General features: G+C 43.4%; 10 protein-coding genes. All 10 read left to right on the top strand.

Features of this window, described 5'->3' with window-relative positions; all coding sequences use genetic code 11:
* The first annotated feature begins 1,116 nt into the window (after window positions 1–1,116).
* The 10 genes from rpmH to MN210_RS13070 all read left to right on the top strand — a co-directional run bounded on the left by rpmH (window position 1,117) and on the right by MN210_RS13070 (window position 11,873).
* A complete protein-coding gene (gene rpmH / locus MN210_RS13115; protein WP_007394757.1) occupies window positions 1,117–1,251 on the top strand; it encodes a 50S ribosomal protein L34 in 135 nt (44 codons plus the stop codon).
* Window positions 1,252–1,396: 145 nt separating this feature from the next.
* Window positions 1,397–1,789 (top strand): ribonuclease P protein component, encoded by a 393-nt coding sequence (gene rnpA, locus MN210_RS13110; RefSeq protein ID WP_110817249.1) that lies wholly within the window; start codon window positions 1,397–1,399, stop codon window positions 1,787–1,789.
* 95 nt (window positions 1,790–1,884) lie between these two features.
* On the top strand, window positions 1,885–2,292 hold the full coding sequence (gene yidD / locus MN210_RS13105) for a membrane protein insertion efficiency factor YidD (RefSeq protein ID WP_241878802.1): 408 nt from the start codon (window positions 1,885–1,887) through the stop codon (window positions 2,290–2,292).
* Between the two features lie 257 nt (window positions 2,293–2,549).
* Window positions 2,550–4,250, top strand: a complete 1,701-nt coding sequence (yidC, locus tag MN210_RS13100; protein WP_011961599.1) for a membrane protein insertase YidC — start codon at window positions 2,550–2,552, stop codon at window positions 4,248–4,250.
* Between the two features lie 230 nt (window positions 4,251–4,480).
* Window positions 4,481–5,878 (top strand): tRNA uridine-5-carboxymethylaminomethyl(34) synthesis GTPase MnmE, encoded by a 1,398-nt coding sequence (gene mnmE, locus MN210_RS13095; RefSeq protein ID WP_338412337.1) that lies wholly within the window; start codon window positions 4,481–4,483, stop codon window positions 5,876–5,878.
* A 36-nt stretch (window positions 5,879–5,914) separates the two neighbouring features.
* Window positions 5,915–6,376 (top strand): transcriptional regulator NrdR, encoded by a 462-nt coding sequence (nrdR, locus tag MN210_RS13090; protein WP_110817245.1) that lies wholly within the window; start codon window positions 5,915–5,917, stop codon window positions 6,374–6,376.
* A 202-nt stretch (window positions 6,377–6,578) separates the two neighbouring features.
* On the top strand, window positions 6,579–7,685 hold the full coding sequence (gene ribD, locus MN210_RS13085; RefSeq protein ID WP_425605656.1) for a bifunctional diaminohydroxyphosphoribosylaminopyrimidine deaminase/5-amino-6-(5-phosphoribosylamino)uracil reductase RibD: 1,107 nt from the start codon (window positions 6,579–6,581) through the stop codon (window positions 7,683–7,685).
* 485 nt (window positions 7,686–8,170) lie between these two features.
* Window positions 8,171–8,773, top strand: coding sequence for a riboflavin synthase (locus MN210_RS13080; protein ID WP_241878801.1), 603 nt, complete (start codon window positions 8,171–8,173; stop codon window positions 8,771–8,773).
* A 242-nt stretch (window positions 8,774–9,015) separates the two neighbouring features.
* A complete protein-coding gene (fmt, locus tag MN210_RS13075) occupies window positions 9,016–10,062 on the top strand; it encodes a methionyl-tRNA formyltransferase (protein WP_241878800.1) in 1,047 nt (348 codons plus the stop codon).
* 230 nt (window positions 10,063–10,292) lie between these two features.
* On the top strand, window positions 10,293–11,873 hold the full coding sequence (locus MN210_RS13070; RefSeq protein ID WP_241878799.1) for a transcription antitermination factor NusB: 1,581 nt from the start codon (window positions 10,293–10,295) through the stop codon (window positions 11,871–11,873).
* Window positions 11,874–11,930 lie beyond the last annotated feature (57 nt).

Below are 11,930 nucleotides of genomic sequence, written 5' to 3'. Positions count from 1 at the left end.
GACCCATTAACCCTAATAAAACGGACAAAAAAAGCAAAATAGACAGTAATAATTAACCTGTCTGTCTTATTTCGTGGGGGTACTTTACCACACTAAATCATAAATATCATCAAAATTATGTTGTGGATAACTTTGTGGTTAAATCTGTGGATAACTAAAATAGCTAAGTTATACAGGTTTTAATAACAGGTTATCAACAGCAATAACCACAGTTTAAGTATATGATTTATAACGAATTATAGTGGTTATTCACAGAAAACAAGGGTACTAATAATAACAAAAGAACTATTATATATATAGTTATAGGGGACACCGTGTGCTGTGGATAAGTTTTTGATAATAGGCACAGCAGCTGTATAAAACATGTATTAAAACAAAGCTCTTTGAGGATAATCAGAGTAAATACAAAAAATTTAGCAGTAAGCTGATTGATTCAGTCACAGTCATTAAACCAATCAAAGCAAGTGACTAGGTTGTACAGAGCGCTATCAAACACCTTTAGCAAACCGCCAATTAATTTGAGCAAAAGATAACTCGTATACCCAAAGATATCTTAAGCATCAGTGATCTAAACACAGCACAGGATCTGATTTTTACAGTAGTGATAAAACGCATATTAGGTGTTGCGGGGAGAAAGTTGAAGTGACATGAGTGTCAAACAATGAGCTTTTAATTTTGCAGTACCAAATGGCTGGACTGAGTAAAAAACCGCCGCTGTCAATATTTAAGATAATCTACACTATCATCAAGATTTAATAGATGATTTTTATTACATGGTTTTATTAATATTTATTGTCATTTGTTTTGGTGAGTTTTGGTCACTAAGCTCTGCAAAATTTAAGATTATTTAAGCTTAAATAAGTTGTATTTGACAGGCGATTTATGAGCAATTTTTTAATCAGAAATTGAGGCACTAGCGGCTAATCAAACGACAAAAAAGTGCAGATTAGATAGGTCTGTTTTTAGCGCAACCTGTGATGAATTAAGGATTGCAAGCTGATGTTAACAGGCTATTTATTATTGACAATTAACAAAAATACTGGCATAATCGTTCGTTACTACAAATTCTTAGTGAACTCTATTTATTTTTAATTTCTTTGCTGTCAAAGGTGATTTATGAAACGTACATTCCAGCCAAGCGTTATCAAACGCAAGCGCACCCATGGTTTCCGTGCTCGCATGGCAACTAAAAAAGGCCGTCAAGTTTTAGCACGTCGTCGTGCAAAAGGTCGTCATCGTTTAACTGTGTAATTAATATTTAATTACTGGAAAACTGTTGATAGACACGTTAATTCGTATATTTTATTAAAAGCACCTAATTATTAGGTGCTTTTTTTGCTTATGGTATTTAAAAACTAAAAATCACCGTTATTTTTTTATTGTATGTTGACCCCTCATGACTGACTACTGTTATCCCAAAGCAAAAAGATTATTGAAGCCTGCCGAATTTAAACCGGTATTTAATCAGCCGCTGTTTAAGGTTCATCAAACCCACTTTATGGCGTTTGCTTATGATTCTGATCACTTGCAGGCCCGACTGGGTATGGCGATTACTAAGAAAAAAATCCCGACCGCAGTAGCCAGAAATACCATAAAACGTATCATTCGTGAGCAGTTTAGACATACGCATGCCCAGTTGCCAGCGCTTGATGTGGTATTTATTTTAAAAAGATCGACCAAAGCACTGAGTAATGAGCAAATGCGTCAGGAAATTTCAGATATTTTATCCAAGGTTATCTCTAAACAGCGGCGCGCTACAGCTGCAGATGTCAAACATAAAGACAAGTGATGTCCAGCGGCTGATTATTTGAGGCACTGATTGTTTTAGACAATAAGCTTGGCGAGCCTGTGTGATCAATGGGGTGTTAAGCTAAGGAGAGCGCCATGAGTCTTCCAATAAGCGGTTTTCTTTCACGCATGTTATTGGCAATTATTCACGGTTATCAGCGCTTTGTAAGTCCTGCCTTACCGGGTCGGTGTCGCTATTATCCGACCTGCTCTGAGTATGGCAAAACAGCCATATTGTGGCATGGTGCGGGCAAAGGCGGTTGGCTTACGCTAAAGCGTATAGGCAGTTGTCATCCCCTTGGTGGGCATGGGATCGACTTTGTGCCGCTGCCTTTGTATAAAATGGTATTTACAGCTATAGATAACAGTGTTTCACGTGAAACATTAGTAGGTCGAGGGGTTTATAAAGACAAAATTAGCTATGTGTCTCGATTAAATAACACCTTTAAAGCTCCTATTAAAGCCAGCACCTATCAAACAGAGCAGACTCATACCAAAAAGTAAGCTGAATTTAATAACACTTAAAGTAATGCTTATGTCATCTTTTGTCTGAAATATGCCTTCTATATCATTTACCATGGTTTTTTAGTAAAATAGTCACCATTTTGTAAACGTTTTAAAGGTACTGTAGCGACCAAAGTCACAGGTTTTGCTATAAAAAATTAAGCCCAGGCAAACAGACAAAGGCCTGAGCTACCGGTGACGATTACGTTTTAAGTGTTAATTTAGAACATTCATTTTGAGTTGTTTAGGACAATCTTATGCAAAAGATACTACGGGTGCTCATCATCATTGCGATGCTGATTACCGCATATTTGTTGGTGCTTGCTTGGCAGAAGGACTATGCCAATGTGCCAGCCACATCAGCAGACGCAGTAACCCCTTCTGTATCCACTTCCACCACGGGGGCCGATATTCCGACCACAGCTGGTGCTAGTGATATACCTGCAGCCACGGCAACTGATATCCCGTCAAGCAAAGCGGATAGCGAGAGTACAGAAGCCAAAGCGGGAACGCTTATCAATGTCACCACAGACCGTTATCAAGTTAAGATTGATCCGGTAGGTGGCGATGTGGTGTACGCAGCATTGCGTGACTATAATGCTAAATTACACAGCGATAATTCGTTTGTTTTATTAGAAGACTCAGGTCAACGTGTGTATGTGGCTCAGTCAGGTTTGATTGGTCCTAATGGTATCGATACTGCTTCTGGCCGTGCAAAATACAGCTATCAGTCTGATAATTATGTAATGCAGCCCGGTCAAAAGACGTTAACCGTACCGCTGACTTACAAACAAGATGGCGTGACCATTACTAAGAGCTTTACCTTCACCCAAGGCAAGTATCCTATCCGTGTTAATTATAATATTAATAACACAGGTACTCAGCCATGGAATGGTCAAGTCTTTGCTCAATTAAAACGTGATAGCAGTAAAGATCCTGGTATGTCTGATAAAGGTGCCTTAAGCATGGCGACCTATCTGGGCGGTGCTTGGGGTACACCAGATGATGATTACAACAAGCTTAAGTTCAAAGACTTCAATGATGGTGAGCTAACAGCAGCCAGCGATAAAGGTTGGGTGGGTATTGTTCAGCATTACTTCGTATCAGCTTGGACCCCGAATAACTTTACAGGTCAGTTCTTCAGCCGTGAAAAAGCAGGCGATCATTTCATCGGTATGAACAGTGAGCCCATCGTTGTTCCTGCCAATAAGCAAAAAGACGTTACGGCAACCTTATATGCGGGTCCAAAAGATCAAGAATCATTGATTGAAGTGGCACCCGGCTTGAACAAAACTGTGGATTATGGCTTCTTATGGCCCATCTCAAAAGTGTTGTTCGCTATCTTAGAAGGCATTCACAAAGTCATAGGCAACTGGGGTTGGTCAATTATTGCCCTAACCTTGTTGGTCAAGATTGCGCTTATGTGGTTCTCAAATAAGAGCTACTATTCGATGGCTAAGATGCGTGCTATTGCTCCGCGTCTGCAAGCCTTAAAAGAAGAGCACGGCGATGACCGTATGAAGATGTCACAAGAGATGATGGCCATCTACAAAGAAGAGCAAGTTAACCCAATGGCGGGCTGTTTGCCAATCTTGTTACAGATGCCTATTTTCTTAGCCTTGTACTGGGTATTGGTTGAGAGTGTTGAGCTACGTCATGCGCCTTGGATCTTATGGATTCAAGACTTATCAGCGATGGATCCTTGGTTCATTTTACCTATGTTGATGGGTGCCAGTATGTTCGCGCAGCAGATGTTCAGTCCGCAGCCGACAGATCCTATGCAGGCTAAGGTGATGAAGTTCTTACCGATTATTTTCACGCTATTCATGCTATTCTTCCCAGCAGGCTTGGTATTGTACTGGACTGTGAATAACCTGTTCACTATGGGTCAGCAGTATATCGTGAACAAAAAAGTAGAACGTGAGCAAAGAGAAAAAGCGGCCAAAATGGCAAGCTAATACGCTCAAGCATTAGGCTTATGCCTACCGCTTTATGATCTAAACAGCTATAAAAAAGCACCTATATGTCTTGTATGGGTGCTTTTGTTTTTTTAGGGCCATCATTGAATATCCATCCCTTAACACCTACTATAAGACATAATATCGGCAACATAAGCGTACAGCCAAATCCGCGCAGAGCGCTTATGATTATCGCTTGCGTCACTCACTCTTAATTTGAGCCAAAAAATATGACACACACCACCACCATTGCTGCCATCGCCACCCCTGTCGGTCGCGGCGGCGTAGGGATTATTCGACTGTCAGGCCCCAAAGCTTATGCCATTGCCTGTGCACTGACCGGTAAGGAGAGTTTTACGCCTCGTTTGGCCAGTTTTTGCCGTTTTTACGATGCCAATAACAATGTGCTAGATGAAGGCCTGGTCTTGTACTTTAAAGCGCCGCATTCGTTCACAGGTGAGGACGTTATCGAGCTGCAGGGTCATGGTGGCATGATATTGCAAAACCAGCTGTTAGCGCGCGTATTTGAGCTTGGTGCGCATCAAGCTCAAGCAGGTGAATTCTCCTACCGTGCCTTTGATAATGACAAACTAGACTTGCTACAAGCAGAGGCCATTGCTGATGCCATTGATGCCACCAGTGCTGCTGCTGCCAGTAGTGCTATCCGCTCTTTAACCGGCGCTTTCTCTAACAAGATTAATGAGGTATTAGAGGCGTTAATTGAGCTGCGTTTGTATGTCGAAGCTTCCATCGACTTTCCTGATGAAGAGGATGTGGACTTCTTAAGCGATGGGGTTATTGAGGGCAAGTTACAGCGCATACAGCAGCAGTTAACCACCATCTTATCCACAGCCCAACAAGGTCAGCTTTTGCGCGATGGGGTGCACGTGGTATTGGCCGGTCGCCCCAATGCGGGTAAATCAAGCCTGCTAAACAGCTTAGCAGGTCAAGAGCGTGCTATTGTCACCGATGTGGCCGGCACCACGCGTGACACGTTGCAAGAAACCATAGTGCTCAAGGGGCTGACCATTCATTTGACTGATACCGCAGGTCTGCGTGACACCACAGATGCTGTAGAGCGTATAGGTATCGAAAGAGCTCGTACCGCTATCAATCAAGCGGATTTGCTGTTGTTAGTGTATGATTTATCTCAAGAAGTTGACCCCTTAAAACTGGCTTCAGAACTGTTTGGAGAAGGTATAGATGGCACCCCAAACTTTGATCCTAGTAAGCTGCTGCTTATTGGTAATAAGCGCGATTTAGTTGAAGATAAGGGTGAGAGTGCCAATAAGTTGGCAGATAAGGCAGATATTTTAGGGTATGAGCAGGTTAATGTTTCATGTGAAACCTCACAAGGTATCCCAGAATTAATCGCTAGTTTGTGCGATAAAGTCGGCTTTCATCCCCCCGAAAACAGCCTAATTGCCCGCACCCGTCACCTAGATGCTTTGCGCCGTACACAGCAGCATGTGGATGAAGCACATCAACAATTGGTGATATATCAAGCAGGCGAATTGGTGGCTGAAAGCCTACGTCAAGGTCAGTATAGCTTAGGTGAGATTACTGGTGAATTTAGTGCAGATGACTTATTGGGTCGTATCTTTGGCAGCTTTTGTATCGGTAAATAACAAAAACATTCTTTAGCAATCTATTGAGAGCCTATTATGCAGTGTCCCTATTGTAATGCAGATGACACCAAGGTTATTGATTCACGCTTAGCGGCTGAAGGTGCTCAGGTGCGCCGTCGCCGCCAGTGCAATCAGTGTCAAGAACGCTTTACGACCTTTGAGGTAGTAGAGGTGGTGATGCCACGAATTATCAAGTCTAACGGGCGTATTGAGCCTTATGACTCCCAAAAACTAAAACGATCTATCCAATTACCACTGCAAAAAAGACCGGTAACCTTGGATGAGCAAGAAGCGATGATTAGCCGTATTGAGAAGCGCATTCGTCAATTGGGCGAGCGTGAGATTAGCAGTAAAGGCTTGGGTGAAGTGGTAATGAGTGAACTCAAAGAGCTTGATGACGTCGCTTATGTGCGCTTTGCCAGTGTGTATCGAGACTTTCAAGACATAGAAGCCTTTCGCCAAGAGTTACAAAATATTCGTCCAGTCGATGACCAATAGCTCTGTATGGGGCAGTTTTTACCGTTGATTATGGGCCGTTATAGGCCCTTCCTTGTTTATATGGAGCCCTGTTTATCTTATGACTACCTCACCCTCCACACCGTCAACTACTTCGCTATCCTCTGAGGATGCTTTTGACACGTTAGCCAATGATTTATTCCCAAATATAGCCAAGCATTCGATTGAAAATCAGGTCGAACAATTGGCTGAAAATAAGCCGCAAACTAGGGTTGAAAATGCGGCCAATCATGCCTTAGAAATAGGCTCAAATACACCCCCAAAAAAGCAAGATTTTTACTACATGAATTTGGCCATTGAAGAGGCCAAAAAAGGGCTGTTTACTACTAGGCCAAACCCTGCTGTAGGCTGTGTTATTGTGAATAATAACTTAATAGTAGGCACGGGTTATCATCCTCAGGCAGGGCAGCCACATGCTGAAGTTTTTGCCTTAAGAGAAGCGAAAGATAATGCAAAAGGTGCCACTGCCTATGTCACTTTAGAGCCTTGTAGCCATACCGGAAGAACCCCACCTTGTGCCCAAGCTTTGATCAACTCAGGGGTATCTCGAGTAGTGGTGGCGGGGCTAGACCCCAATCCAAAGGTGGCTGGTCGCGGTATAGCCATGTTAAAAGCGGCGGGTATTGAGGTGACAGTAGGCGTATCTACCCAGCAAGCAGAGCAGTTGAATCTAGGCTTTTTAAAGGCCATGCGTACTCAAATGCCTTATGTGCGCCTAAAGATAGCCAGTAGCTTAGATGGCCGTACAGCCATGGCATCGGGCGAGTCTAAGTGGATTACAGGCCCTGCAGCACGTGAGGATGTACAGAAGCTGCGGGCGCTCAGTGGTGCCATTATTACCGGAAGCCAGACCATTATTGATGACAATCCCAGTCTAAATGTGCGCTCAAGTCAATTGGGGGTGGCCTTAGATAAGGTGCCACAGCCTAAGATTGTGGTATTAGATAGAAGACAGCGGCTTGATCAGGCACATTATAAAGTGTTTGAGAGCCCAGACACTCTACTTTGGGCTGAGAATGATTTAACTGCCTTACTTCATCAGTTAGTGACTCAATATCAAGTACAAGATGTGCTTGTCGAAGCGGGATCACAGGTATCAGGCAGCTTCATTGAAGCGGGATTAGTGGATGAGCTTATTGTGTATCAGGCCCCGTGTTTATTGGGACACAGCGCAAAACCTATGTTGAACTTAACTGTGGATAACTTGTTTTTGCAGCACAGGTTTGAGCGGGTAAGCGTGTCTGAAGTAGGTTCAGATTTGAAGCTGGTATATAAGCCTGTATGCCAATAAGTCATCATTGAAGTATCAATATATGCCGACAAATGTTTGGTATTTTGCAAGAAGGTGACTGCCGTCATTTGACGCTACTATCAAGCTTGGTGCCTTGATAGTTGGCCAGTAAAGAATGAATCATGACGGTGTTAAAAAGTTATCCACAGACCAGATATTATAAAATTTGGCACGGTATCAAAAGTTTCACATGAAACATAGGTTGTGGATTAATTAGGTTTCACATGAAACAAAATAACAGTGCTTTGTCGCAAAGCCTTTATAAAACAAAGGTTCCACGTGGAACTTTGGTCCGATTAAGTTCCATGTGGAACCTTTTGATGGGTTGTGGATAAGTTTTTTGCTGTGGAACCTGCTAGGTTTCACAGGTTTGAGTTTTAAAAAGTTATCCACAGAGGGTTTTGAGGCTGAATTTACAGTTATATAATGAGGTCGTAGTAAGGTTTAGCAGGTTTTCTGCAATGTTAATAAATATAGGAGTAGGTATGTTCACAGGTATTATTGAAAGCACAGGTACATTAAAATCTATCACCGAAGTGGGTGGAGATGTGCGTTTGGTCATTGAGTCTGATGATTTGGACTTTAGTGATGTAAAATTGGGTGACTCTATTGCCAGTAATGGTGTCTGCCTGACTGTGGTAGATATGGACAGCAACAGTTATGCAGTAGATGTTTCACGTGAAACCTTAGCGAAGACCGCCATGAACAACTGGCAACAAGGCGATACTTTAAATCTAGAGAAAGCGATGCTGCCCACTACTCGCTTCGGCGGTCATATGGTATCAGGTCACGTAGATGGTGTCGGTACTGTGGAGGTGATGACAGAGGATGCACGCTCTATTTATATTGAAATCTCCATTCCAGAAGCATTAAAAAAATATGCAGCGACCAAAGGCTCAATTACAGTGGACGGCATCAGCCTAACCACCAACTTGGTGAAAGACAATATTATTTGCTTAAATATTATTCCCCATACCGCTGAGGTAACCAATATTGCGCGTCATTGGAAAGTGGGTGGGCCTGTCAATATCGAGGTCGATTTGATTGCTCGCTATCTTGAACGTTTGACGGCGGTAGCGGCTGACTAATTGAGATGAGTTTTTGGTTTAGTTAATTTGACACAATTCATCATAGACCAACACTTCTTACACTGGCCCTTCTTAGCATTAAGGAGGGCTTTTTTACTGTCAGCTTTGAGGTTAATTGCCAGACTGCCTTAGGTTTCATGGCAGGGTGCTCATAATTTCACTATAATGAAGCAAAGGCAGACTCAAGTTTGAGGTATTTACTGCTATCTTAATTCCTATCATCTGTATATCGAATAAAAATTATGAGCACTAATAACAACTCTTCTACCAGACAGCGTGTGATTTTTGCGGGTACCCCAGAATTTGCTGCCATCAGTTTGAAAGCACTTATCGAGCAGCAAAATGAGCTTAACATTGAAATTGTGGCTGTTTACACTCAGCCAGATCGTAAAGCAGGCCGGGGTCAAAAACTTACTGCCTCGCCTGTGAAGCAATTGGCACTTGAGCACAATCTGCCGGTTGAACAGCCGCTGACCTTTAAAAAGTCGGTGGAGGAGGGGTTGGCAGCTCGTGAAACATTGGCTAATTATAAGCCGGATGTGATGGTGGTTGCCGCTTATGGACTTATCTTGCCTATGGGCGTGTTAGAGACGCCAACGTATGGCTGCTTAAATATTCATGCCTCATTATTACCGCGTTGGCGCGGTGCAGCGCCCATCCACCGTGCGCTGCTTGCGGGTGATGCGCAAACTGGCATTACCATCATGCAGATGGATAAAGGGCTGGACACAGGCGATATGCTGTATAAAGCATCTTATGATATTGCAGCCGATGAAACCACAGAGAGCCTACACGACAAAATGGCGGATATGGGCGCTGATGCTATCGTTGAAGTACTAAAAGATTTACCAAAATATCAGACGCAGGCCCAAAAGCAGGATGACAGTCTTGCCACTTATGCTGAGAAGCTAAGCAAAGCTGAAGGCGAAATTGATTGGACACAGTCAGCAGCACATATCGAGCGTCAAATTCGTGGTATGCATCCCTATCCAGGGGCTTACACCTTTTTGGCAGATCCAGAAGGTAACAGCGAGCCTAAACGGGTCAAAGTATTGGCAGCGTTGCCAGTAAATGCGTCGCAAACAACCGTTGTAGAACCTGGTACGGTCATCAGTGTCGGTAAAAATGCGATTTTAGTGGCTTGCGGTAAAGAAGATGCCGAGGCTGAGGGCACAACCTTGCGTCTCACTAAACTACAGTTTGCTGGCAGCAAGCCTGTCACCGCTGAGCAAGTCTGTCATGGTAGTCAGCTTGATGATGGCGATAAATTTGTCGCTGCGCCAGAGTAATATATTTTGAATCATTGACGTTACGCAAAGAATAACGAGTTTTAAGCTTATCAAGCGACCAAGCGACCAAGCGACTAAGCGACTAAGCGACAGGGCGTTATTTATTGTGCCTCTGGAACTACCGTACAGCCAGCACAAATAAATAATTCCCAGTCGCTAAATATCTAGCCTGAGTAAGTTTAGTCAAGTAATAAAACATAACCCATTCAATTATTATAATTAGGCATTCAATGAGCAGTAAACCAAATAGCACCACTCAGAACAAAAACGTCCGTGTCGCTGTGATTAATACCTTGTTGTCTATTCAACAAGGTCAGTCACTAAGCGGTCTTTTAGATCCTCTATTAAACAGTTTAAATGGGGATGACAAAGGCTTTGCGCATGCTTTATTGCTGACGACTTTACGCCACTGGCATGCCACGGCACGCTTGCTCGATAGCCTCGCGGATAACCCCATTGATGAGATTGAGGTGCGCACCACCATTCAATTGGGCATTACTCAATTGTTATATCTTAATGTCGCCGATCACGCTGCCATCCATGAAACCGTAGAAGCGGTGAAACACATTGACTACGCACGTGCCTCAGGTTTGGTCAATGCGGTACTACGCAAAGTAGCGAAAAATCCCAATAAATTCCGCAAAAAAGCCAACAAAAACCACAGCTTACCGAACTGGTTGGCTCAGCAATTAAAAGCAGATTGGCGTGAGCATTATGATGAGTTGACCCAAAGCCTACGTCAATCCGCACCGATGTTTTTGCGGGTAAATGGACTGCAAATAGACAGTCAGAGTTACATCAATCAGCTGGCAGAAGAAGAAATCTCTGCAGAATTAATCTCATTAGAAACCTCCCTCAAAATGCCTAATACGGGCGAAACTATGGGTATTAAACAACACGCTATTGAGCTGATTGACAGTGTCCCTGTTAGCCGTCTGCCTGAGTTTGAGGAAGGCATTGCAAGCGTACAAGATGCGCATGCACAGCTGGCTGCACCTATTATCGATGCGTTATTGCAGAAAGTGATGAGCGCCAATCCAGCAGAACACATACGTTTGCTGGATGCGTGTGCGGCACCAGGTGGCAAACTGGCACATTGGCTTGAGCTATTAGGCAATCAAGAAAAACAACAAACAGGTTTGTTTCACGTGAAACAGTCTGATAGTCAAGAGTCAGCTATTGATAAAGTTGAAATGACTGCAATTGATAACGAAGCGCCACGTATCACGCGTATTTTTGAAAATCTAGAGCGTTTGCAACTGCCAGCGGCAGTAGTCAATAGTAAACTGCATTTGGAAATCGAGTGCGTCGATGCGACCACTTGGCAAGCCACACAGGCGAGTGATGAGTCGGCTGGTTTTGATGCAATACTGCTTGATGCGCCTTGTACTGCGACGGGAGTTATCCGCCGTCATCCAGACATCACCTTGCTACGTCATGAGGAGGATGTGCAGCACACCGCACAATTACAAGAGCAAATCTTGGATAACTTATGGCCACAGCTTAAGACAGGCGGTTATCTGTTATACGTCACTTGTTCAATATTAAAGCAAGAAAACGTAGAGCAGATGCAAGCTTTCTTAAATCGTCATAACGATGCGGTAGCAATCGCTTTTGACAGTGAAACCAACTGGGGGATTGAGCAAGAAGTAGGTCGTCAGTGCTTACCGATTTATAAAATGACAGAAGCATTAGCGCCCGCAACGGCTCAAGATGACACGGATGATGAGGTGCAAGTCAACGCTCAAGCGCCTGCAGGCGGTGATGGGTTTTATTATGCAGTGCTGAAAAAGCAGGGCGGTGATTCGTAGATAAGCTAATGATACGCTAAGCTAATAGTGCTTTTATTGTATTGAGCACACCAGTGT

The sequence above is a fragment of the Psychrobacter raelei genome, assembly GCF_022631235.3.
Classification (GTDB): Bacteria; Pseudomonadota; Gammaproteobacteria; order Pseudomonadales; family Moraxellaceae; genus Psychrobacter; species Psychrobacter raelei.
The sequence above is the reverse complement of the archived record's forward strand: the minus strand, read 5'-3'. Positions and strand labels throughout refer to the sequence as shown.

Bases quoted from the DNA above. Each gene is read 5' to 3' on its own strand.
- rpmH (WP_007394757.1), top strand. From the start codon at position 1,117: ATGAAACGTACATTCCAGCCAAGCGTTATCAAACGCAAGCGCACCCAT.
- rnpA (WP_110817249.1), top strand. From the start codon at position 1,397: ATGACTGACTACTGTTATCCCAAAGCAAAAAGATTATTGAAGCCTGCC.
- yidD (WP_241878802.1), top strand. From the start codon at position 1,885: ATGAGTCTTCCAATAAGCGGTTTTCTTTCACGCATGTTATTGGCAATT.
- yidC (WP_011961599.1), top strand. From the start codon at position 2,550: ATGCAAAAGATACTACGGGTGCTCATCATCATTGCGATGCTGATTACC.
- mnmE (WP_338412337.1), top strand. From the start codon at position 4,481: ATGACACACACCACCACCATTGCTGCCATCGCCACCCCTGTCGGTCGC.
- nrdR (WP_110817245.1), top strand. From the start codon at position 5,915: ATGCAGTGTCCCTATTGTAATGCAGATGACACCAAGGTTATTGATTCA.
- MN210_RS13080 (WP_241878801.1), top strand. From the start codon at position 8,171: ATGTTCACAGGTATTATTGAAAGCACAGGTACATTAAAATCTATCACC.
- fmt (WP_241878800.1), top strand. From the start codon at position 9,016: ATGAGCACTAATAACAACTCTTCTACCAGACAGCGTGTGATTTTTGCG.
- MN210_RS13070 (WP_241878799.1), top strand. From the start codon at position 10,293: ATGAGCAGTAAACCAAATAGCACCACTCAGAACAAAAACGTCCGTGTC.